General features: G+C 61.9%; 18 protein-coding genes and 3 pseudogenes. 9 read left to right on the forward strand and 12 right to left on the reverse strand.

All coding sequences use genetic code 11. The features are described 5' to 3' along the window. Positions 1–9: 9 nt before the first annotated feature. The 3 genes and pseudogenes from radA to purF all read left to right on the forward strand — a co-directional run bounded on the left by radA (position 10) and on the right by purF (position 3,689). Positions 10–1,376 (forward strand): annotated as a pseudogene (radA, locus tag ACFQAU_RS16935) (DNA repair protein RadA). Positions 1,377–1,404: 28 nt separating this feature from the next. Further along, entirely contained in the window at positions 1,405–1,959 is a 555-nt protein-coding gene (locus ACFQAU_RS16940; RefSeq protein WP_067629130.1) for a CvpA family protein, read from the forward strand. A gap of 245 nt (positions 1,960–2,204) precedes the next feature. Then, complete coding sequence (gene purF, locus ACFQAU_RS16945) at positions 2,205–3,689, forward strand: amidophosphoribosyltransferase (protein WP_067629132.1); 1,485 nt, start codon at positions 2,205–2,207, stop codon at positions 3,687–3,689. Between the two features lie 88 nt (positions 3,690–3,777). On the opposite strand, the gene ACFQAU_RS16950 is transcribed toward purF, so the two are convergent. Then, positions 3,778–4,047: a hypothetical protein gene (locus ACFQAU_RS16950; protein WP_067629134.1), complete on the reverse strand. Its 270-nt coding sequence runs from the start codon at positions 4,045–4,047 to the stop codon at positions 3,778–3,780. A 138-nt stretch (positions 4,048–4,185) separates the two neighbouring features. Here ACFQAU_RS16950 and infC point away from each other — a divergent pair, with 138 nt between their 5' ends. Beyond that, positions 4,186–4,794 (forward strand): translation initiation factor IF-3, encoded by a 609-nt coding sequence (infC, locus tag ACFQAU_RS16955; protein WP_465320585.1) that lies wholly within the window; start codon positions 4,186–4,188, stop codon positions 4,792–4,794. A gap of 111 nt (positions 4,795–4,905) precedes the next feature. Here infC and ACFQAU_RS16960 read toward each other — a convergent pair whose 3' ends face one another. The 6 genes and pseudogenes from ACFQAU_RS16960 to ACFQAU_RS16985 form a co-directional block, all read right to left on the reverse strand. Further along, positions 4,906–6,849, reverse strand: coding sequence for an OmpA family protein (locus ACFQAU_RS16960; RefSeq protein ID WP_132443523.1), 1,944 nt, complete (start codon positions 6,847–6,849; stop codon positions 4,906–4,908). Between the two features lie 162 nt (positions 6,850–7,011). Next, positions 7,012–7,799, reverse strand: a pseudogene (locus ACFQAU_RS16965) (FAD binding domain-containing protein). Positions 7,800–7,870: 71 nt separating this feature from the next. Then, the gene (locus ACFQAU_RS16970) at positions 7,871–10,246 is read right to left on the reverse strand and encodes a xanthine dehydrogenase family protein molybdopterin-binding subunit (RefSeq protein ID WP_132443525.1); all 2,376 of its coding nucleotides are present in this window, start codon (positions 10,244–10,246) and stop codon (positions 7,871–7,873) included. A gap of 115 nt (positions 10,247–10,361) precedes the next feature. Beyond that, complete coding sequence (locus ACFQAU_RS16975; protein ID WP_120350911.1) at positions 10,362–10,847, reverse strand: (2Fe-2S)-binding protein; 486 nt, start codon at positions 10,845–10,847, stop codon at positions 10,362–10,364. An 86-nt stretch (positions 10,848–10,933) separates the two neighbouring features. Then, on the reverse strand, positions 10,934–11,935 hold the full coding sequence (locus ACFQAU_RS16980; RefSeq protein WP_132443526.1) for a molybdopterin-binding protein: 1,002 nt from the start codon (positions 11,933–11,935) through the stop codon (positions 10,934–10,936). Then, positions 11,932–12,891: an XdhC family protein gene (locus tag ACFQAU_RS16985; RefSeq protein WP_132443527.1), complete on the reverse strand. Its 960-nt coding sequence runs from the start codon at positions 12,889–12,891 to the stop codon at positions 11,932–11,934. Before ACFQAU_RS16985 ends, ACFQAU_RS16980 begins: the two co-directional genes overlap by 4 nt. A 142-nt stretch (positions 12,892–13,033) precedes the next feature. On the opposite strand from ACFQAU_RS16985, the gene ACFQAU_RS16990 reads away from it, so the two are divergent. From ACFQAU_RS16990 to grxD, 3 genes are read left to right on the forward strand one after another with little or no spacing between them, the layout of a single operon-like run. Next, the gene (locus ACFQAU_RS16990) at positions 13,034–13,270 is read left to right on the forward strand and encodes a BolA family protein (RefSeq protein WP_067629149.1); all 237 of its coding nucleotides are present in this window, start codon (positions 13,034–13,036) and stop codon (positions 13,268–13,270) included. 2 nt (positions 13,271–13,272) lie between these two features. After that, on the forward strand, positions 13,273–13,617 hold the full coding sequence (locus tag ACFQAU_RS16995; RefSeq protein ID WP_132443528.1) for a hypothetical protein: 345 nt from the start codon (positions 13,273–13,275) through the stop codon (positions 13,615–13,617). Between the two features lies 1 nt (position 13,618). Then, on the forward strand, positions 13,619–13,981 hold the full coding sequence (grxD, locus tag ACFQAU_RS17000) for a Grx4 family monothiol glutaredoxin (protein WP_120350907.1): 363 nt from the start codon (positions 13,619–13,621) through the stop codon (positions 13,979–13,981). 176 nt (positions 13,982–14,157) lie between these two features. On the opposite strand, the gene rpiB is transcribed toward grxD, so the two are convergent. The 4 genes from rpiB to ACFQAU_RS17020 form a co-directional block, all read right to left on the reverse strand. After that, entirely contained in the window at positions 14,158–14,607 is a 450-nt protein-coding gene (gene rpiB / locus ACFQAU_RS17005; protein ID WP_132443529.1) for a ribose 5-phosphate isomerase B, read from the reverse strand. A gap of 101 nt (positions 14,608–14,708) precedes the next feature. Beyond that, complete coding sequence (locus ACFQAU_RS17010) at positions 14,709–15,044, reverse strand: MliC family protein (RefSeq protein WP_132443530.1); 336 nt, start codon at positions 15,042–15,044, stop codon at positions 14,709–14,711. Beyond that, complete coding sequence (locus ACFQAU_RS17015; RefSeq protein ID WP_067629152.1) at positions 15,041–15,433, reverse strand: cell division protein ZapA; 393 nt, start codon at positions 15,431–15,433, stop codon at positions 15,041–15,043. Before ACFQAU_RS17015 ends, ACFQAU_RS17010 begins: the two co-directional genes overlap by 4 nt. Beyond that, positions 15,433–15,963: a hypothetical protein gene (locus ACFQAU_RS17020; RefSeq protein ID WP_206054260.1), complete on the reverse strand. Its 531-nt coding sequence runs from the start codon at positions 15,961–15,963 to the stop codon at positions 15,433–15,435. Before ACFQAU_RS17020 ends, ACFQAU_RS17015 begins: the two co-directional genes overlap by 1 nt. 327 nt (positions 15,964–16,290) lie before the next feature. On the opposite strand from ACFQAU_RS17020, the gene tkt reads away from it, so the two are divergent. Beyond that, positions 16,291–18,306: a transketolase gene (tkt, locus tag ACFQAU_RS17025; protein ID WP_132443531.1), complete on the forward strand. Its 2,016-nt coding sequence runs from the start codon at positions 16,291–16,293 to the stop codon at positions 18,304–18,306. 81 nt (positions 18,307–18,387) lie between these two features. Here tkt and ACFQAU_RS17030 read toward each other — a convergent pair whose 3' ends face one another. Then, positions 18,388–19,362, reverse strand: a complete 975-nt coding sequence (locus ACFQAU_RS17030) for a DUF808 domain-containing protein (protein ID WP_132443532.1) — start codon at positions 19,360–19,362, stop codon at positions 18,388–18,390. A gap of 218 nt (positions 19,363–19,580) precedes the next feature. Between ACFQAU_RS17030 and gap the strand changes: the two are divergent. Next, positions 19,581–20,581 (forward strand): annotated as a pseudogene (gene gap, locus ACFQAU_RS17035) (type I glyceraldehyde-3-phosphate dehydrogenase). Positions 20,582–20,590: the final 9 nt, after the last annotated feature.

The following is a 20,590-nucleotide window of genomic DNA, read 5'->3' on the forward strand; positions in this document are numbered from 1 at the left end:
AAAGGGCCCATGGCCAAATCCTCCTCCAGTTTTTCCTGCGCCGAATGCGGTGCGAAACATTCCAAATGGTCCGGGCGCTGTGACGCCTGTGGCGCTTGGAATTCGATCGTCGAAGACAAGGGCATCTCCGCAGGCCCGCCCAGCAAATCCTTGGGCGCACGGCGCGGCTCTGCCATTGAACTCACCGACCTTGCCACCCAAGAAACCCCGCCACCGCGCGCGCAATCCGGTATTGCCGAATTGGACCGCGTTCTGGGCGGCGGCTTGGTGCCCGCCTCGGCGATCCTTGTGGGCGGCGATCCGGGCATCGGCAAATCAACCCTCCTGCTTCAAGCCGCCGCCCATTTTGCGAATTCGGGTCTAAAGACGATTTACGTCAGCGGAGAGGAAGCCAGCGCGCAGGTCCGCATGCGCGCCCAACGGCTGGGCCTTTCCGAAGCGCCGGTCAAACTGGCGGCGGAAACCAACCTGCGCGATATCCTCACCACGTTGGAAGCCGAGCGGCCGCAGCTTGCCATCATCGATTCCATTCAAACCATGTGGGCCGATAACGTCGAAAGCGCGCCGGGCTCGGTCAGTCAGGTGCGCGCCGCGGCGCATGAGTTGACCAGTTTCGCCAAACGGCGCGGGGTTGCCGTGATCCTCGTGGGCCACGTCACCAAAGAAGGCCAGATCGCAGGGCCGCGGGTGGTTGAGCATATGGTCGACACCGTGCTTTATTTCGAAGGCGAACGGGGCCACCAATTCCGCATCCTGCGCGCGGTCAAAAACCGTTTTGGCCCGGCGGATGAAATCGGCGTGTTCGAGATGACGGGCGGCGGTCTGTCTGAGGTCCTCAACCCCTCGGCGCTGTTTTTGTCGGAACGCGGCCAACCCTCCCCGGGTCGGTGGTCTTTGCGGGCATCGAAGGCACGCGGCCCGTCTTGGTCGAGCTTCAGGCGCTTGTTGCCCCCTCGCCCCATTCCCAGGCGCGCCGCACCGTGGTGGGGTGGGATTCGGGCCGTCTGGCGATGATCCTCGCGGTGTTGGAGGCGCGCTGCGGGATTCCTTTTGCGGGGCTGGATGTCTACCTCAATGTGGCCGGCGGCATGAAAATCTCGGAGCCTGCCGCCGATCTGGCCGTGGCTGCCGCGATCCTTTCGGCCCGAGAAGACGCGGCCCTGCCCGCCGAAACCGTTGTTTTCGGGGAAATCAGCCTGTCCGGTGCGCTGCGCCCCGCCAGCCAGACGGAAAACAGGTTGAAAGAGGCGCAAAAACTTGGTTTTACGAGCGCTATTGCACCGCGCGGCGGGAAAGCCGTGGGTGCGACCGGAATTGCGCTGAATACGATGAGCGATCTGACCGGATTTGTTGGCGAAATTTTCGGGGCGGGCTGATCCCCCTTAGACGAGGGCGAGAACGCGCATGGACGGTTTTACCATTATTGACGGGGTGGTCGCGGTGGTCATCGTGCTATCGGCACTGCTGGCCTATGGCCGCGGGCTGGTGCGCGAGCTGATGGCGATTGTCGGCTGGATTGCAGCGGCAGTGCTGGCCTTTCTCTTTGCGCCGCAGGTTGAGCCGCTGGTGCGTGAGCTGCCCTATGTTGGCGAATTCCTTGCCGACAGTTGCGAATTGTCGGTGATCGGTGCATTCGCATTGGTCTTTGCCGCCGCGTTGATCGTGGTCTCACTTTTCACCCCGCTGTTCTCTTCGTTGGTGCATCGTTCGATGCTGGGCGGCCTTGATCAAGGGCTTGGCTTTATTTTCGGCGTCGTGCGCGGCGTGCTTTTGGTGGCGATTGCCTTCTTCGTCTACGACACGGTCATCACGGGTGAGCGCACGACAATGGTCGAAAACAGCCGCTCCGCTGCTGTATTCTCGCGCTTTACCGGCCAGATCGAAGAAAAAGACCCACAAGAGGCGCTTGGTTGGATCACCAACCGTTATGAGGCGCTCGTTGGGAAATGTAGCGCCTAAAGCGTTCACAAACTCTTAACACTATCGTTTTAGACAGGCGGCCAGAACAACGGGCCGCCTGTTTTGCGTTTGGGGCACATCCGGGACTGGCAGCGGTGCACCTGCTGCCCAGTTCTCGACCCCTCGGCACGCTTTATCGCGCCTGTCGCTCCTTGCGTGCGACATGCGGGGTGACAGTCGGGTGCGAAGCCCCTACATAGGCACCGACCCCACCCGGATTCGGAGTTGCCCCGTTGTCCAAGCTCATGCCACCCGCCCATCCCTTTGACACATCCTACCTGCGCGACAGCGGAGATGAGGATAAACTGAAGGAGGAATGCGGCGTTTTCGGCGTGGTTGGCGTTGCTGATGCCGCCACTTTCGTGGCCCTTGGCCTCCACGCCCTCCAGCACCGCGGACAAGAGGCAGGCGGCATCGTCAGCTACGATCCCGAAGCTGGTTTCCAATCGGCCCGCCGCTTTGGCTATGTCCGTGATAACTTCACCTCGCAGGATATCATGCAGACCCTGCCCGGCGAATTGTCCATCGGACATGTGCGCTATTCCACCTCCGGCAACAAAGGCCCCACCGCGATCCGCGATGTGCAGCCTTTCTTTGGCGAGTTTGCCATGGGCGGTGCCGCGATTGCGCATAACGGCAACATCACCAATGCCAACGCGCTGCGCCGCGAGCTGATCGAACGCGGTTCGATCTTTCAGTCTTCCTCGGACAGTGAGTGCATCATTCACCTGATGGCGCGGTCGTTGCAGCGCAACATTCCCGAACGGATGGAAGATGCGCTGCGCCGGGTCGAAGGGGCCTTTTCTGTCGTGGCAATGACCCGCACCAAGTTGATTGGCGTGCGCGATCCGCTGGGGGTTCGCCCGCTGGTTCTTGGCCGTGTCGGCGATGGATGGGCGCTGAGCTCTGAAACCTGCGCGCTTGACATCATCGGGGCCGAATTCGTGCGGGAGATCGAGCCGGGCGAGATGGTGGTAATCACTGAGAAAGGCGTCGAAAGCCACTTCCCCTTCCGGCGCGTCGCCTCGCGTTTCTGCATTTTTGAGCATGTGTATTTCAGCCGCCCCGACAGCATCCTCGGCGGTCGCTCGGTCTATGAAACGCGCGAGAATATTGGCCGCGAACTGGCCAAGGAAAGCCCGGTTGACGCCGATCTCGTCTGCCCCGTGCCCGACAGTGGCACCCCGGCAGCGATTGGTTTCAGTCTTGAATCCGGCATTCCCTACGCGATGGGCATCATCCGCAACCAATATATGGGCCGGACCTTCATCGAGCCGACAGAGCAGATCCGCAACATGGGTGTGCGCCTCAAGCTCAACGTCAACCGTGCGCTTATCAAGGGCAAGCGGGTGATCTTGGTCGACGACTCGGTGGTGCGCGGCACGACCTCGCGCAAGATCAAAGAGATGATCCTCGACGCTGGCGCCGCCGAGGTTCACTTCCGCATCGCCTCCCCGCCCACGGCATGGCCTTGTTTCTACGGTGTCGACACCCCGCAGCGCGAAAAGCTGCTGGCGGCGACCATGTCCGAAGACGAGATGCGCGATCACCTACAGGTCGACAGCCTCAAGTTCATCTCGCTCGACGGTCTGTACCGCGCGGTGGGCGAAGCCGAAGGCCGCAAGGCCGAGTGCCCGCAGTATTGCGACGCCTGCTTCTCGGGCGACTACCCGGTCACCCCTGCCGATCAGGTCAAGGAAGGGTTCCAGATGAAGCCCGCCGCCGAATAACCTGCGAGACAGATTTTATCAAAGCAAAGGCCGCGCCCGGAACCCCGGACGCGGCCTTGTTTTTTACCACCCTCGCGGGGTCGCTTGCTTAGTTTTGCGCCGCAGGCTCGGCCGCATCATTGGCGCTGTCCGTCGCATCATCCACGGCGTCGCTGATCGCCTCTCCGGCGGCGTCGACCGTATCGGTGATCGCCTCTGCCGCGTCTTCGGCGGCATTGGTCACATCCTCGGCCACCTCTGGGGCATTTATCGCCTCAGAGGCTTCGATGGCCACTTCCTGCGGCCCTTTGCCGGTGAAAAGCATATAGCCCGCCAGCGCAATCAACGCCGCCACGACCAACCAGACCAGATTCTTCATTCCATTCCCCTTAATCTACGCCCCGCGACGTTAGAGATTACCCCCGGGGCCGCATAGCCGTCAATTGCGCCACATTCGCCCCAGATCAAGGGTAAATCGCCGCAAAGCCCACGCATAGCGCGATTTTGCGGCTTGAAGATGCCCCCTGCGGGTTTACCTTGCATTCTCGAATTAGGTAACAATCAAAGGACCATCACCATCGCTCGCAGACCTCATAACGCGCCGCCCCAACGTGACACCGGCCCGCGCGTCAACGACAAGATCCGCTCCAATGAAATCCGCCTGATCGGGGCGGACGGCGAAAACGTCGGCGTTGTGACGCCTCAGCGTGCCATGGAAATGGCCGAAGAAGCTGGGCTCGACCTTGTCGAGATTTCGCCCAATGCCAAGCCGCCCGTGTGCAAGATCATGGATTTCGGCAAGTTCAAATATGAACAGCAAAAGCGCGAGAGCGAAGCCCGCAAGAAACAGAAGATCATCGAGATCAAAGAGGTCAAGTTCCGTCCCAATACGGATACGAATGACTACGATGTGAAGATGCGCAATGTCTTCAAGTTTCTCGAAGGTGGCGACAAGGTGAAGGTCACCCTACGGTTCCGTGGCCGTGAGATGGCGCACCAGAACCTGGGTCGTGAGCTTTTGGAGCGCGTTGCTGCGGATACCAAAGACATCGGCCGGGTTGAGAACTTCCCCAAGATGGAAGGCCGCCAGATGGTCATGGTGATCGGGCCCCTGCCCAACAAGTGATCCGCTCTATGTCGGGTCCGCACGGCGGGCCCGATTGATCATCTTACAGCCTATAACGCAAAACGCCCCCGGATCGCTCCGGGGGCGTTTTCATTTTAGGGGTAGGTCTGCTTAACGCAGCAGACCGGTAATGTTCCGCACGACCGCACGGCGGTTCGCAGGTTCCGCTGACGTCGTCGGCACGCGCAGCTGGCTTTCACCGTAGCCCTGCGTGATCAGGTTGGCAGGCGGTACATCGAAGTACTCCGTCAGAGCCAGTGCAACGGTCTCTGCACGGCGGTCCGACAGGGCGAGGTTGTAGCTCGCATCGCCAACCGCATCCGTATGCCCTTCGACAAGGATCACGGTGCGCGGATCCTTTTGGATCAGGTCACGCAGTGTGGTGCCGATATTGGCAAGCGAACGGGCCTGCTCAGGCTGGATCGCAGCGGAGCCTGTGGGGAAGCGCACGGCGTCCAATTCCAACTGCGGCGCGAGAGAGCGCACCTCACGGATTTCGCGCACCTGACGCAGGGAGAATGTCCGCCCCTGGTCGTTGCGCAATTCCGTTTGCAGTGCCTGACGCAGCGCCGCTTCGTCTTGCGTGCTGGCGCGCTGAGCCTGCTGGGTTTCCTGAACCTGCGGCAGGTCGTTCACCACAACTTCACGCTCTTCGACAAGGTCATCCACAAGTACGTACTCGCGGCCCTGTGCGTCAAAGTTGGTGCGGCGCAACACGGTACCATCGCGCGAACGAATGGTCTCAACCCGGCTGCCATCGCTCTTGGTCACGATGGTACGGGTGGAGCCGTCGTCGAAGGTCTGCGTTTGCACTTCATCGCCGGGGCGACGCAGCAGCGCGTTGTCGTCCTTCAGAACACGCAGCTCACCAGTGTCGTCCTGAACAACCACACGGTCACCGGAACGGCTGACGATCTTTTCACCGTTGTTCAGCACCGACCCCACGGCCACGGCGCCAAGGCCAAGCAGCAAGGCTTTCTCGAAGTCCGACAGCCCGCTGTCGTCATCGTTTGAGGCCGCTGCTTCGGCTTCGCCGGCGGCGGTCACTTTGGTGTCGAAATCTTCGTCCGAGGTACGCACGTCCTCTTCGGTAACTTCTTCGGTCACTACTTCTGCTTCCGCATCGTTTTCGGCAGCAGCGGCAGCCGCAGCAGCGGCGGCCTCACGCTCGGCACGGCGTTCCTCACGACGCTCTTCGCGGCGCTCGGCACGGCGGGCTTCGCGGCGCTCTTCACGGGCTTGGATCTGCTCTTCGGTCAGACCAGCGTTGTCTTCTTCGCCCACCGCTTCGCCGCTCATTTCGGCTTCGGTTTCGGCATCCTGAGCGGTTGTGGCAGCAGCTTCGTCATTCTGGACCGTTTCTGCTTCGGTCGCAGTTTCGGCCTCCAGCTCGCTTTCGACAGGCTCGGTGGTTTCTACCGGCTCGGTGGTCTCGACGGCTGTATCAGCAGTTTCTTCGGCTTCTGCAGTGGTTTCGGCCTCGGCCTCAACTTCCGCGTCCTGCATGGTCTCGGCTTCAACTTCAGCCTCTTGCTCGACGACGGGTTCGGCTTCGACCTCTTGCTCAACCTCTGCTTCTGCTTCCGCTTCGGCCTCTACCTCTTCGTCAACTTCGGCTTCAGCAGTCGCCTCGGCCTCGGCTTCCGACGCAGCTTCGGCGGCAGCTTCAGCTTGCGCCTCTGCGGCATCAGCAGCTTCGTCGGCCTGTTCAACCGCGCTGTCTACAGCGGCAGCGGCGGCATCGCCAGTGGACTCAACCGCATCAGCGGCTTGATCCAAGACAGAACCGGGTTCCGCTTCGGCCTCGGTTTCAGCTTCAGCTTCCGCTTCGGCTTCCACTTCCGCCGATGCATCCGCATCAGCGCTCAGCCCGGCGATGACGCGCAACTCTTCGGCGTTCTCTACCGTTTGATCGTCAAATGCGCAGGGAAACTCTGTCGCTTCGCCCACGGGGCCGCATTCGGCCAGATTCTGCTCCTGAGCGAAAGCGCCATGCGGGAAGGCCAATGCAAGGCTCAGACCCAGCGAAGTCGTAGATCTCAGTAGGTTTTTCATGTTCACGTCCTCATTATTACGGGAACGCCGTTCGGGCAGCGCTTGTCACCCAACGCATAATGGGGGCGCTGGTTCCGCTATCCAATATCAATACCTTATCCCATGAAAATACCGCGCCCCCATTCGGGGACGCGGCAAAGGTTTACAAAGTGTTATCGACTATCAGGCGATGGCTGCGACAGCGCGGCGGGTCATCACGCCGCAAAGATGCGCGCGGTAGGCGCCGCTGCCGTGCAGATCACTGATCATATCATCCGAACCGAGGGTGAGCCCCTCTAAGGCACCAGCCTCAAACCGGCCAGACAAAGCGGCTTCGGCCTCCGTCCAGCGGAAGACACCATCATTCGACGCGCCGGTGATCGCCACGCGCACCCCATCACTGAACCGGGCGACATAGGCCGCGACCAGCGGAAAGCGTGACGCGGGTTGGATGAACTTCTCGTAATGCGCGGCATGCGGAATGGGAAAGCGCACGCCGGTCACGATCTCCCCTTCTTCCAAGGCGGTGGTGAACATGCCCTGAAAATAGTCATCAGCCGCAATTTCGCGCCGGTCGGTTTCAATCGTCGCTCCGCTGGCCAAGGCCCCGGCGGGATAGCAGGCAGAGGGGTCGTTATTGGCAAGCGATCCGCCGATCGTGCCGCGGTTGCGTACCGCCGGGTCACCGATCCGCGCGGCGAGGCTGGCCAAGGCGGGATAGCTTTCCGCGGCCTCGCGCATGACGGTTGCGTGGGTCGTGCCGCCGCCAATCCAAAGCGCGCCATCGCGCATTTCCACGCCTTTCAACGCATCAATCCCCGCCAGCGACACCAGAACCGAGGGCATCGCCAGCCGCGCCTTCAGCGTGGGGATCAGCGTCTGCCCCCGCTCAGCGGTTGCGCGTCTTCCTGCCCCAAGGCCTTGACCGCATCCGCCACGCTGCTGGGGCACTCTACTTCGAATTCATACATCTTTCATCCTTCCCAGAGGCCGCCCGTGCGTCGCCTCTTTGTCCAATACACTTTTCAGTAGGCCAAGGCGCTCAGCCATTCATCGCCTCCCAAACCCGCGCGGGGCTGACCGGCATGTCGATATGGCCAATGTCCTTCCCGCCCGAGCGCATGGCGTCGAGCACCGCGTTCACCACCGCCGGAGGTGAGCCAATCGCCCCCGCCTCCCCGCAGCCTTTCACGCCCAAGGGGTTGTGGGTGCAGGGCGTCTGACAGGAATGATCTACGTCATAGAACGGCAGATCGCTGGCGCGGGGCATGGCGTAATCCATGTAAGACGCGCTGAGCAATTGGCCGTCCTCGTCATAGGCGCAGTTTTCCAGCAGTGCCTGGCCGATGCCTTGTGCCAAACCGCCATGCACTTGGCCTGTGACGATCATCGGGTTCACGACGTTGCCAAAGTCATCGGCTGCGGTGAACCGCTCGACCGTGACATGCCCGGTTTCGGGATCAAGCTCGACCTCGCAGGCATAGGCGCCTGCGGGATAGGTAAAGTTCGACGGATCGTAGAAGGCCGTCTCCTCCAGCCCCGGTTCGATCTCCTCCAGCGGGTAATTATGTGGCACGTAGGCCGCCAGCGTCACATCGCCCCAAGCCACGGATTTGTCGGTGCCTGCCACGCTGAAGGCCCCATCCTTCAACTCGATATCCCCTTCCGAGGCTTCGAGCAGGTGGCTGGCGATCTTTTTGGCCTTGGCGATGATCTTTTCCGTCGCCCGAACCATGGCGCTGCCGCCCACGGCCAGCGAGCGTGAGCCATAGGTGCCCATGCCCATCGGTGTGCGCGCCGTGTCGCCATGGACGATCTCGACCATATTCTCATCGATGCCAATCATATCGGCCACCACTTGGGCAAAGGAGGTCTCATGCCCCTGCCCGTGGCTGTGGCTGCCGGTCATGACAACCAGCCCGCCGGTCGCGTTGACCCGCACCGTGGCGCTTTCATACAGGCCCGCACGTGCACCCAGTTGGCCGACAAGGTTCGAAGGTGCGATGCCGCAAGCCTCGATATAACAGTTCACACCGAAGCCGCGCAGCTTGCCTTTGGATTCGCTTTCCTTGCGCCGCGCCTCAAAGCCCGCGTGGTCAGCGATCTCTTCGAGCTTGTCCATCGTGGCGTTGTAGTCGCCCGTGTCATATTCCACCGCCACCGGAGTGGCATAGGGAAACTCCGTCAAGAAGTTCTGACGGCGCAGTTTGATCGGGTCGACCTTCAGCTCATGTGCGGCCTTGTCGATCAGACGCTCCAGCTGATAGGTCGCCTCGGGCCTCCCGGCACCGCGGTAGGCGTCTACTGGCACGGTATTGGTAAAGACCGCCTTAACATTCACGTAGATCAGCGGTGTTTTATAGTTTCCGGCCATCAGTGTGCCATGCAGCCACGTCGGCACCGAAGGCGCGAAGGTCGAAAGATAGGCGCCCATATTGGCGTAGGTATCGGTGCGCAGCGCGGTGAAATTGTTGTCGGCATCCAGCGCCAGTTCAATCTTGGTCACATGGTCGCGGCCATGGGCATCCGACATGAAAGCCTCCGACCGGCTGGAGGTCCATTTCACCGGACGCCCCACCGCCTTAGCGGCGAAGGTGCAAAAGGCTTCTTCTTGGTAGTGGAAAATCTTGGTGCCGAAACCGCCGCCCACATCCGGGGCCACAACGCGCAGCTTATGCTCGGGGATGCCCAGCACAAAGGCGCCCATCAGCAGGCGGATCACATGCGGGTTCTGGCTGGTTGTATAAAGCGTATGGTCCCCCGCCGAACGGTCGTAATCGCCGATGGCCACGCGCGGCTCCATCGGGTTGGCCACAAGGCGGTTGTTGACCAGTTCCAGCGTGGTGACATGGTGGGCCTCCTCAAAGGCCTTGTTCACCGCGTCTTTGTTTTCCTCAACGAAACCCCAGTCATAGCACAGGTTGCTGGTCAGATCGTCATGCACCTTGGGCGCATCGTCTTTGACCGCCTCCTTCATGTTGACCACGGCGGGCAGCTCGTCGATGTCTACGACGATTGCCTCAGCAGCATCGCGCGCCTGTGCCAAAGTCTCCGCCACCACGGCGGCGATTGGTTCCCCCACATGGCGGACCTTTTCGTGGGCCAGCACCGGGTGCTTCGGCTCTTGCATGGGTTGGCCATGTTTATCGGTGATCTGCCAGCCACAGGGCATGCCGCCGATTTCGGCAAAATCCGCGCCGGTGAAAATCTTCAGCACGCCGGGCATGTCTTCGGCGGCAGAGGTATCGACCCCCGTTAGCCGCCCATGCGCCACGTCGGAGCGCAGGAAAAACACATGGGTCTGGCGGCGCAGGTTAATATCATCCGTGTAGCGCCCCGACCCGGTGAGAAAGCGAATGTCCTCCCGTCGTTTGCTGCTGGCACCAATTCCGCTGCTCGGTTCAAAATCCTTAGGCATAACGTCCTCCCGTTTGGTGGCGGTGCGGATGCACCTGATCTGTCACGCGGCGCCCGGTTCTGGTGGTCCTCCCTCCGCCATCACCGGTCTGCTCAGCATGACGCTGTTCTTGGATTTACTCTGCTGCCAGCGCGCTGACGTCCTGACCACTGGCGGCCATGATCGCTTTGACGATGTTATGATACCCGGTGCAGCGGCAAATATTGCCGTCAAGGTAATGGCGCACCTCGGCCTCCGAGGGCTTCGGGTTATCTTTGAGTAGGGCAGCCGCCGACATCACCATGCCCGGCGTGCAAAATCCGCATTGCAGCCCGTGGTGATCCTGAAACGCCTGCTGGATGGTGTTGAGCGTGCCATCTGGGGCCGCCTGCCCTTCGATGGTGTCGACTTCGGCGCCGTCAGCCTCAATCGCGAACATGGTGCAGGCTTTGACCGCATTGCCATTCACATGAACCACACAGGCCCCGCATTGGCTGGTGTCACAGCCCACATGAGTCCCGGTAAGTTCCAGATCATCGCGTAGGAAATGCACCAGCAGCGTGCGGCCTTCGACCTCCCCTGACGCGGGTTTGCCGTTCACGGTCATATTGACCTGTGTCATGTTCTTCCTCCCAGTCTGACGCTTGTTAGAGGCAGTTAAGCACGACAAGCCCTAGTTGAGAACATATATTTTCCTAGGGCTTTCTCTCAGCCCCCACCTGCGCTTTTGCCGGGGTTTCGCGGCTGCGGGCGGGTTGGAATTTCCTTGAGCAATCCGCCCACCCCCATGCTCGCGATATCCGCGCTGGTGACGGGAATGCCGCAGACCAGCCGCGACAGCACCCAATCCGCGCCGTTGAGCGCAGGCGAGCGGGCGCAGCCCGGCAGGCCAATCACCGCGCGGCCCCCAAGGTGGCCGAGAAAGAGCAGGTTGCCGGGGTCCACCGGCATGCCAAAACGCGTCACTTCGCCGCCTGCATGGCGCAAGGCCGACGGGGCGATGTCATTGATGTCTGAGGTGGCCGAGGCGGTGAGGATGAGGATCAGATCGGTCTGGGCTGCGGCAATGGCCTTGGCCAGCGGGGCGGTGCGATGAGGGACCGTTGTGGCATCTTTCAGCGTCACGTTCAGGGCTTTCAGCCGCCCCTCCACCGCCGCGCGGCCCTTCTCTCCGGCGCCGCCGGGGACATCGGTAATGATAAGTGTCGCATTGCGCAAGACGGGTGGCGCAAGGCGCAGCGCGCCCTCTCCCGCAGCCGCGCAGGCGGTCGCCACCGCCTCGGCAGGCACGGCGTAGGATATGATCTTGATTGTCGCCACCATGCCGTTCTCGCCCATCTGTTGATGGGGCGGTACCGTGGCCAGCGTGATCATCGGATGCACCGCGTTGACCGCTTCAAGCGCCGCGCGGTCCATCACCACCACACCCGGCCCATCGGAAAGCAGGTTTACCCGCCCGGTAAAGGGTTTCGACATGCGAAGACCCTGACCACAGAGCGATTGGGCCAGTCTGGCAGCACCGGCGTTTTCGTCAATGTCGCCGGGGTCGAGCCGGGCGACGATCACCTCTTCGATGCCAGCAGCCAAAAGCGCGTTGATATCGGGCTGCTCCAACACCCGCCCCTTGCGCAGACGCCCCTCTGCAACGGCCACGGAATGCGCCAGCGTCGCGCCAAGCGCATCGCTTAAGGGAACCGGGCCGAACCTCATGGGCGACGCAGGCTTTGGATCATTTGGGCGAGGATCGACACGGCGATCTCGGCGGGGCTGGCAGCACCAATGTCGAGACCGACCGGCCCGTGGATCCGTGCAGCCTGATCTGCGGCCACACCCGCGTCTTCCAACCGCGCAAGGCGGCTGGCCTGTGTTCGGGTCGAGCCGAGCGCGCCGATATAGAAGGCCTCTGACCCAAGCGCCACATGCAGCGCCGGATCGTCGAGTTTGGGGTCATGGGTCAGCAAAACAACGGCAGAGCGGGCATCGAGGCCAATCTCGCGCAGCGCGGCGTCGGGCCAGTCGTTCATCACCCGGCAGTCGGGGAAGCGCGCGGCTGAGCCAAAAGCTTCGCGCGGGTCGACGACAATCGGATCAAACCCAGCCTCCCCCGCCATATGCACCAGATGCTGCGCGATATGCACCGCGCCGACAATCACCAGCCGCAGCGGCGGGTTGTGGATGGCAATGAAACGCCTGCTGTCTTCCTCTACCCCTGAACGGTCTCGGCGGAAGCGGTCTTGGTGGCCGTCGTGGGTCAGGTGCCGGGTGCTGCCGTCAAGCGCAACCTCATAGGCCACGGCCTGCCGGCTTGCGCGTTTCGCGACCAATTCCCGCAACATCTCAAGGCTCAACGCCTCAGGCCCGACTGGCTCCACCAGCACTTTGATTGTGCCGCCGCAGGCCAGACCAACGGCAAAGGCATCACCGTCGCTGACACCGTATTCCAGCAGCCGCGTGCGCCCGTCCTCCAGCGCTTCCAGCGCCTCAACCACCACCGCGCCTTCGACACAACCGCCCGAGACCGAGCCCATCATCGTGCCATCGCCCGCCACCACCAGCTGCGCCCCCGCGCGGCGCGGGGCAGAGCCCCATGTCTCCACCACCGTGGCCAACGCCACGGGCTGTCCGGCCTCGGCCCAATTCAGCGCCTGCTCGGGGATCCGGTCCATCTGGTTTCCTTTCCTATCGGGGGCAGAGTGTGTTGCTTCGCGGCCAAAGGTCAATGCGAGAACGGCACAAGCCTTCGCCTTGCACGCAGCGCAGTGCGGCACTACATCTAGGCCAAGATATCACAACACTCGGAGCCACCCCATGCCCATGCAAGCCAGCGAAATCGAAGACCTGATCCGCGCTTCCTTTCCGGACGCCAAGATCACCGTCGAAGGCAATGACGGCGTGCATATGGCGGCCATGGTTGTTGACGAGAGCTTTCGCGGTATGAACCGGGTGCAGCAACAGCGCGCCGTCTATGCGGCCCTTAAGGGCAAGATGGACGGCTCAAACGGCGATTTGCACGCGCTGGCGCTGACCACGCGGACGCCGGACTAACGATGTGGGGCTGGGCCGCAGCGGTTGTTCTGGGCGGGATCGCCGCAACTGCCTATGTCCAACACCGTATGCAGCGCGGGCGGCATGTGCCGCTGTCGCAACGCCAGCCTCCGCGCCCTGAGACCGGCAAAGTGCCGCTGGGGATGGAGGCGCTGGATCTGGATGCCGTGGCCAGCACCGCGCGGCGCAATGAGAGCCTTGAGCGTGGGCAGACGAATTGGACGAAAAAACGGGGCGGTTTCTTTCTCGGCGGGGCCGAGTTGGACGTAAAGCCTTGGGCCGACGATGAAACCTATGCGCGGCGCTATCACGCTGCGTTCAAAAAATCAGATGTGAAGGACAAATGACATGAGCGATGCCGCCAACCAGATCAAAGAACAAATCACCAAAAACGACGTGGTTCTGTTTATGAAAGGCACCAAGGAAATGCCGCAGTGCGGTTTCTCCAGCCGCGTGGCCGGGGTGCTGAACTACATGGGCGTTAACTTTGCCGATGTGAACGTTCTGGCCGACGAAGGCCTGCGTCAGGGCATCAAGGAATTTTCTGACTGGCCGACCATTCCCCAGCTTTACGTCAAGGGCGAGTTCGTCGGTGGCTGTGACATCATCACCGAGATGACGCTCTCGGGCGAGTTGGACACGCTCTTTGCCGAGAATGGCGTGACCTTTGATAAGGACGCTGCGGACAAGATCCGCGAAGCCAACGGTTAAAGCGACCACAGGTTAGACGAAAACACCCCGGAGCGGCTTGGCCCTCGGGGGTGTTTTTTTGTCCGGCACCTGCAGGCGCCCCGCGCAGCACCACCAGCGATAGCGCCCTGCAAAATCGGTGTCGAAAACCGCCCCGAACGCACCCCAAACGGGCGCGCCCCGGCAGCACCTTAACCTCAGTCTTCAATCGCCGTGATCATATCGACGCGGCGGCCATGACGCCCGCCTTCAAACTCGGTATCAAGAAAGGCATCCACGATCTCAAGCGCAAGCCCGCCCCCAATCACCCGCGCGCCCATCGACAGCATATTCGCGTCGTTATGCGCCCGGATCATCTTGGCCGAAAAGGTATCGGCACAGACGCCGCAGCGAATGCCCTTGACCTTATTGGCCGCCATCATGATGCCCTGCCCCGTGCCGCAGATCAGAATGCCAAGGTCGAACTCCCCCGCTGCGATGCGTCGTGCGGCGGCTTCGCCGTGTTTGGGGTAATCCGTGCTCTCTGCCGTTGCCGGGCCGATGTCTTCGACCTCAAAACCGCGCTCGGCCACATGGCGCGCGATGTCTTGGCGCAGGGCGATGTCGGCATGGTCGCTTGAGATGATGATGCGGGGTTTCACGGTCATGGGAGGGTGTCCTGATTGTTAGGTCGCAAAAGCCAGCGCCCAAGGGGCACTTTTCGCGCCCCCAGAGCATATTGCCGCCCGCGCCGCAATCCCGCATGGGGTCAATCTTGCGGCACACAGTCCGTATAGATCGGCGTCATCGCGTCACTGGCCCCCTCGTGCCAGCCAAGGCGCGCACGGCCCTGATGTTCCCACCATTCATAGGACGACCCATCCGAAGGCCAGCCGTATCGCGCGCCAGAGCCGGAGGGCATGGTCTGCAAATGGATGAGCCGCCCTTCGATATAAAGCACCGCAACAGCGGGATCGGCATCGGGGACATAGACCACCGGCACCGATACCCCACGGTCACAGAGATAGGTCATGGCGGTGGTCTCGGCCCCCGCGGGCGCGGCCCAGAGCAGCACGCAGAGGGCTGCCCTGATGCCAGTGCTCATTTGCCAGATTTCTCTTCGATCTCGGCGGCCAGCGCCTCGGCCCGTGCGGCGATCTCGGCCAGCGTGTCTTTGACACCCTGCGGCACGACGGGCACTTCGATACGCTCCGGCTCGATCTTGGTGTTGCGCAGGCTGGTCAACTCGGCCTCACGCTCGGCCAATTCGGCGCGCACTTCGGCGATGCGGTCTTCGACGCTGGCGGTTTTGTCGGCCAAAAGCAGACCGGCCATCAGCAACATCCGCGCCTCGGGCATGCGGCCCACTTGATCGCTCAGCACGCGGGCTTCATCGTCCAGCATCTTGGCGGCGGCGTGCAGATAGCTCTCTTCACCTTCCTGACAGGCGACCTCGAACTGGCGGCCGCCAATGGTGATCCGTATTTCGGGCATCAGTCGGCCCCTCCTGACTTGGGTTCTTCTTGGGCGCGGTCATCCTCGGCGGGTGCTTCGGGTTCGGGCTCACCGTCTTCGACCAGAGGTGCCAGCGCAGTCAACACGGCGTCAATCTCGGCCATCTCAATGGCGCGGGTGGCACGCAGGCTTTCCAGCTCGGCAATAACGGCGGTGTCGATCAACTTGGGGTCGGCCAGCCCTTCGGCATTGGCCAAGCGCAACTGTTCACAGGCCGCCGACAACTGCTCATTCGCCTGACGCAGACGCTGCACGTCCATATCCAGCTGGGTCACCCGGTCATTGTTGAATTCCATCTGATCGCGCAGGGCGGTCAATTCGTCCTGATGGCTTTCCTTCAGGGTTTTGACCCGGTCGGTCAGCTGAGCGTTGGCTTGCCGCTCGTCTTCCAGCGCCTGCACGATATCCTCATCCGGCTCGGCCGGGGCGGCGTTGAGCTGATCCAGCCCCTTCGCCATCCGGTCCATCGCGGCCGTGATGCGGCGTTGATATTCTTCAAGTTCACTCATCCGCATGAAGTCTCCTCGTTCGTCCTGCTCTATCGGCGGCGTTTTCGCCTGCCGTGCCCCGTGGCGGCGGCCCGTTATGGCTGCCATATTCGGCAGATAGCGCGCAGCCCACGCAATGTCACGCGCGCGAATCGCCCGGATCAGCCGGTTTCCGCAATCCTAGCCAAAGCGCAGGCAAATTGCGCCCCCTTTCGTTTCAGCGACTTGAGGCGCAGAGTTCACCTCTGCCCGTACCGCACACCGCTGCTGGCGCCCGGTTGTGCTTGAACTTTGCCCGATCGCTGGTATGCACAGGCCCAATCTGCCACAGCCGCAAAGGAACGCCCCGTGGATCTGACAGCCCTCGCACGCGCAAACCCCGATCACTGGTCCAAGGCCACCGCCATTCGCGCGCTGACCCTCGATGCCGTCGCCGCCGCCAATTCGGGCCACTCCGGCATGCCGATGGGCATGGCCGATGTGGCAACCGTGCTTTTCGAAAAGCACCTCAAGTTTGACGCGGCGAACCCGCTTTGGCCTGATCGTGACCGCTTCATCCTGTCTGCGGGCCACGGCTCCATGCTGATCTATTCACTGCTGCACCTGACGGGCTACGAGCAGTTCCCCATCGAAGAGCTGAAGAATTTCCGCCAGATGGGCGCGCGCACAGCCGGGCACCCGGAGAACTTTCTCGCCGACGCGATTGAAACCACCACCGGCCCGCTCGGCCAAGGTATCGCCAATTCGGTCGGTTTCGCCATGGCCGAAGAGATGCTGCGCGCCCAGTACGGGGCAAAGGTCGTGGATCACCACACCTATGTCATCGCGGGCGACGGCTGCTTGATGGAAGGCGTGAGCCAAGAGGCGATCACCCTCGCCGGCCGCCACAAACTGAGCAAGCTCATCGTGATGTGGGACAACAACAACATCACCATCGACGGCCCGGTGACCCTGTCGGACAACACCGATCAGGTCGCGCGTTTCAAAGCCGCGCAGTGGCATGTGATCGAGATCGACGGCCACAACCCCGATGAGATCGACGCGGCCCTGACCGAGGCGAAAGCCACTGACCTGCCGACGATGATCGCCTGCAAGACCCATATTGCTCTGGGCCACGCGGCGCAGGACACCTCGAAAGGCCACGGCGCTTTGACAGACGCCGACCAGATGGCCGAGGCCAAAAAGGCCTACGGCTGGACAACCGGCCCCTTCGAAGTGCCCGCTGACGTGAAATCCGCATGGGAAGAGATCGGCAAACGCGGCGCCGACACGCGCCGCGACTGGGAAGAGCGTTTCGACAAGATGCCCCGCGCCAAGCGCGAGACGTTTAACCGCGCCTTGGCTTTGGACGCGCCCAAAAAGATGAGCGCGACCGTCAAAGCCTTCAAAAAGCAGATCACCGAGAGCGCGCCCAAAATGGCGACCCGCGCAGCGAGCGAAAAAGCCCTCGAAGTGCTGAACCCGATCCTGCCCGAAACGGTTGGCGGCTCGGCGGACCTGACCGGCTCCAACAACACCAAGACCTCCGATCTGGGCGTCTTTGATGTGGACAACCGCGGCGGGCGCTATGTCTACTGGGGCATCCGCGAGCACGGCATGGCGGCGGCGATGAACGGCATGGCGCTGCACGGCGGCATCCGTCCCTATGGCGGCACCTTCATGTGCTTCACCGACTACGCGCGTCCTTCGATGCGTCTGGCGGCGCTGATGCAAATTCCCACGGCCTTTGTCATGACCCATGACAGCATCGGCCTTGGCGAAGATGGCCCGACCCACCAGCCGGTCGAGCATCTGGCGATCAGCCGCGCGACACCCAACACCTATGTCTTCCGCCCCGCCGACGCGGTGGAAACGGCGGAGGCTTGGGAGATTGCCTTCACCTCGAAAACCACGCCGTCGGTTCTGTCGCTGACCCGTCAGGGCCTGCCGACCGTGCGTCTTGAGCATAAGAACAACAACCTCACCGAAAAAGGCGCCTATGTCTTGGCCGATGCCGAGGGCAAGCGTCAGGTGATCCTGATCGCCACCGGTTCGGAAGTGCATGTGGCACTGGCTGCGCGTGATCTGCTGCAGGCCGAAGGCATCGGCACCCGCGTCGTCTCTATGCCTTGTATGGAACTTTTCGCCGCGCAGGATGAAGCCTATCGCAAGCGCGTGCTGCCCGGTGGTGCCGTGCGTGTTGGCGTTGAGGCAGGCATGCGTCAGGGCTGGGACCAGTGGCTCTTTGGCGAGCGCGGCAAATACGGCAAGGCCGATTTCGTCGGCATGGACCGTTTCGGTGCCTCTGCCCCGGCCGAAGAACTGTTCGAACGGTTCGGCTTTACTGCTGAGAATGTCGCTCAGAAAGCCAAAGCACTGCTCTGAGCCACGGATCATATGGTACAAAAAAGGGGGCGACGGACTATCCGTCGCCCCTTTTCGTTGTTCTACCCTCTGGCCTGCGGTTTACACAGCGGCCTTGTGAAAGACCTTGCGCCATATCGGCGTGACGATCTTTTCCCCGATCGGGATCAGCACCAGACCAAGCGCCAGACCAAAGAGCCCATCAATCCCCGCCGTGGTGATCCATTCGACCGCCCCCTCGAACTGGGCCGGGACCGCGTGACCGACGGCGACCGCGATGTCGTGGATCCAGTTGTAGGGCGCGGCAAAGCCCATCTGCTCCAACCCGTGAATGATGATCGACCCGCCGACCCACAGCATGGCCGCCGTGCCAACAACAGTGAGCAGTTTCAGGAACCCCGGCATCCCGCGCACCAGCCCGCGGCCCACGCTACGCGTCAGGCCAAAACGCCCCCGGTTCGCCATCACCAGCCCCAGATCATCCATTTTGACGATCAAAGCGACGGAGCCATAGACCGCGATAGTGATCATCACCGCCACCGCCGCCAGCGTGGCCGCTTCCATCCAAAAGTTACTTTCGGGGATCGCGGACAGGGCGATGGTCATGATCTCCGCCGAGAGGATAAAGTCAGTCTTGATCGCGCCTGCTGCCTTCTTCTCTTCCAGCTGTGCGGGGTCTTCGACGACCTTCTCCTTATCGGGATAATCCTCGTGCCCGTGCCCCCAGCCAAGCGCATGGGCAACCTTCTCGGCCCCCTCGAAACACAGGTAAGCCCCGCCCAGCATCAACAAAGGCGGAATCGCCCATGGCGCGAAATTCGCCAACAGCAGCCCCACTGGGAGCAGATACACCAATTTGTTGCGCAAAGACCCTTTGGTGATCCGCCAGATCACCGGCAGCTCACGTTCGGCCTTGAACCCATGCAGATACTTCGGCGTCACGGCCGCGTCGTCGATCACCGCGCCCGCCGCCTTCGAGCCCGCCTTGGCCGCCTGCCCGATCACATCATCCACGCTTGCCGCCGCAACCTTGGCGATGGCCGCCACATCATCCACAAGTGCCAGTAAACCGCTCATTCCATGCCCCTTTTTGCGTGTTGCAACCGAAGTAGCATGTGCAGCCCATCTGGCAAGTCCGAAGCCGGAGCGACCTTTACCGCTAACATGCAGGTTTAACGCTAACATCCGGAAATCATTTAGCTTTGCCCCTTTCCCCTGACTGCCTACCCCAGATATAGAGCCCGCAACCCCGACATACGGCCCCCGATCGCGCGGCCCATGACAAGGAATGCACCATGACCATCAAAGTTGGCATCAACGGATTTGGCCGCATCGGCCGCTGCACCTCAGCCATATCGCAGCCTCGGGGCGCGATGACATCGAAGTGATCAAGGTGAACGCCACTGGCCCGCTCAGCACCGCCGCGCATCTCATCAAATACGATTCCGTCCATGGCCGTTTTCCCGGCGAAGTCTCTGTCGACGGCGGCTATATGAACCTCGGCCAAAACGACATCGAGATGATGTCGAGCTATAACCTCGAAGAACTGGACTGGTCCGGCTGTGACGTGGTTCTGGAATGCACCGGCAAGTTCAACGACGGCAACAAAGCCAACGTTCACCTTAAGAACGGCGCCAAACGCGTACTGCTCTCCGCGCCCGGCAAAAATGTCGATAAGACAATCGTCTACGGCGTGAATGACGACCAGTTGACCGCTTCCGACCGAATGATCTCAAACGGGTCTTGCACCACCAACTGTCTCGCGCCCCTGGCCAAAGTCATGCACGACGCCGTGGGCATCGAAAGCGGCCTGATGACGACGATCCACAGCTACACCGGCGACCAGCCGACGCTCGACCGACGCCACGATGACCTTTACCGCGCCCGCGCCGCTGCCATGGCCCTGATCCCCACCTCCACCGGGGCTGCCAAAGCTCTAGGCGAAGTGCTTCCCGCGCTCAAAGGTAAGCTCGACGGCACCGCCATGCGCGTGCCCACCCCCAACGTCAGCGCCGTTGACCTGACCTTCCAAGCCAGCCGCGACGTAACGGTGGAAGAGATCAACGCCGCCGCCCGCGCCGCTGCCGATGGCCCGATGAAACGTGTGCTGGCCTATGATCCCGAACAGAAAGTCAGCATCGACTTCAACCATACGGAGCAAAGCTGCATCTTCGCCCCCGACCAGACCATCGTCGTCGCAGGCCGCACCGTGCGCGTGCTCGGTTGGTATGACAACGAATGGGCCTTCTCGGTCCGCATGGCCGATGTGGCCGTTGCCATGGGCCAGTTGGGCTAAGGCTTGCAC

It is taken from the genome of Sulfitobacter profundi (assembly GCF_042661425.1).
GTDB lineage: Bacteria > Pseudomonadota > Alphaproteobacteria > Rhodobacterales > Rhodobacteraceae > Sulfitobacter > Sulfitobacter profundi.

Bases quoted from the DNA above. Each gene is read 5' to 3' on its own strand.
- ACFQAU_RS16940 (WP_067629130.1), top strand. From the start codon at position 1,405: ATGGACGGTTTTACCATTATTGACGGGGTGGTCGCGGTGGTCATCGTG.
- purF (WP_067629132.1), top strand. From the start codon at position 2,205: ATGCCACCCGCCCATCCCTTTGACACATCCTACCTGCGCGACAGCGGA.
- ACFQAU_RS16950 (WP_067629134.1), bottom strand. From the start codon at position 4,047: ATGAAGAATCTGGTCTGGTTGGTCGTGGCGGCGTTGATTGCGCTGGCG.
- infC (WP_465320585.1), top strand. From the start codon at position 4,186: ATGCCCCCTGCGGGTTTACCTTGCATTCTCGAATTAGGTAACAATCAA.
- ACFQAU_RS16960 (WP_132443523.1), bottom strand. From the start codon at position 6,849: ATGAAAAACCTACTGAGATCTACGACTTCGCTGGGTCTGAGCCTTGCA.
- ACFQAU_RS16970 (WP_132443525.1), bottom strand. From the start codon at position 10,246: ATGCCTAAGGATTTTGAACCGAGCAGCGGAATTGGTGCCAGCAGCAAA.
- ACFQAU_RS16975 (WP_120350911.1), bottom strand. From the start codon at position 10,847: ATGACACAGGTCAATATGACCGTGAACGGCAAACCCGCGTCAGGGGAG.
- ACFQAU_RS16980 (WP_132443526.1), bottom strand. From the start codon at position 11,935: ATGAGGTTCGGCCCGGTTCCCTTAAGCGATGCGCTTGGCGCGACGCTG.
- ACFQAU_RS16985 (WP_132443527.1), bottom strand. From the start codon at position 12,891: ATGGACCGGATCCCCGAGCAGGCGCTGAATTGGGCCGAGGCCGGACAG.
- ACFQAU_RS16990 (WP_067629149.1), top strand. From the start codon at position 13,034: ATGCCCATGCAAGCCAGCGAAATCGAAGACCTGATCCGCGCTTCCTTT.
- ACFQAU_RS16995 (WP_132443528.1), top strand. From the start codon at position 13,273: ATGTGGGGCTGGGCCGCAGCGGTTGTTCTGGGCGGGATCGCCGCAACT.
- grxD (WP_120350907.1), top strand. From the start codon at position 13,619: ATGAGCGATGCCGCCAACCAGATCAAAGAACAAATCACCAAAAACGAC.
- rpiB (WP_132443529.1), bottom strand. From the start codon at position 14,607: ATGACCGTGAAACCCCGCATCATCATCTCAAGCGACCATGCCGACATC.
- ACFQAU_RS17010 (WP_132443530.1), bottom strand. From the start codon at position 15,044: ATGAGCACTGGCATCAGGGCAGCCCTCTGCGTGCTGCTCTGGGCCGCG.
- ACFQAU_RS17015 (WP_067629152.1), bottom strand. From the start codon at position 15,433: ATGCCCGAAATACGGATCACCATTGGCGGCCGCCAGTTCGAGGTCGCC.
- ACFQAU_RS17020 (WP_206054260.1), bottom strand. From the start codon at position 15,963: ATGAGTGAACTTGAAGAATATCAACGCCGCATCACGGCCGCGATGGAC.
- ACFQAU_RS17030 (WP_132443532.1), bottom strand. From the start codon at position 19,362: ATGAGCGGTTTACTGGCACTTGTGGATGATGTGGCGGCCATCGCCAAG.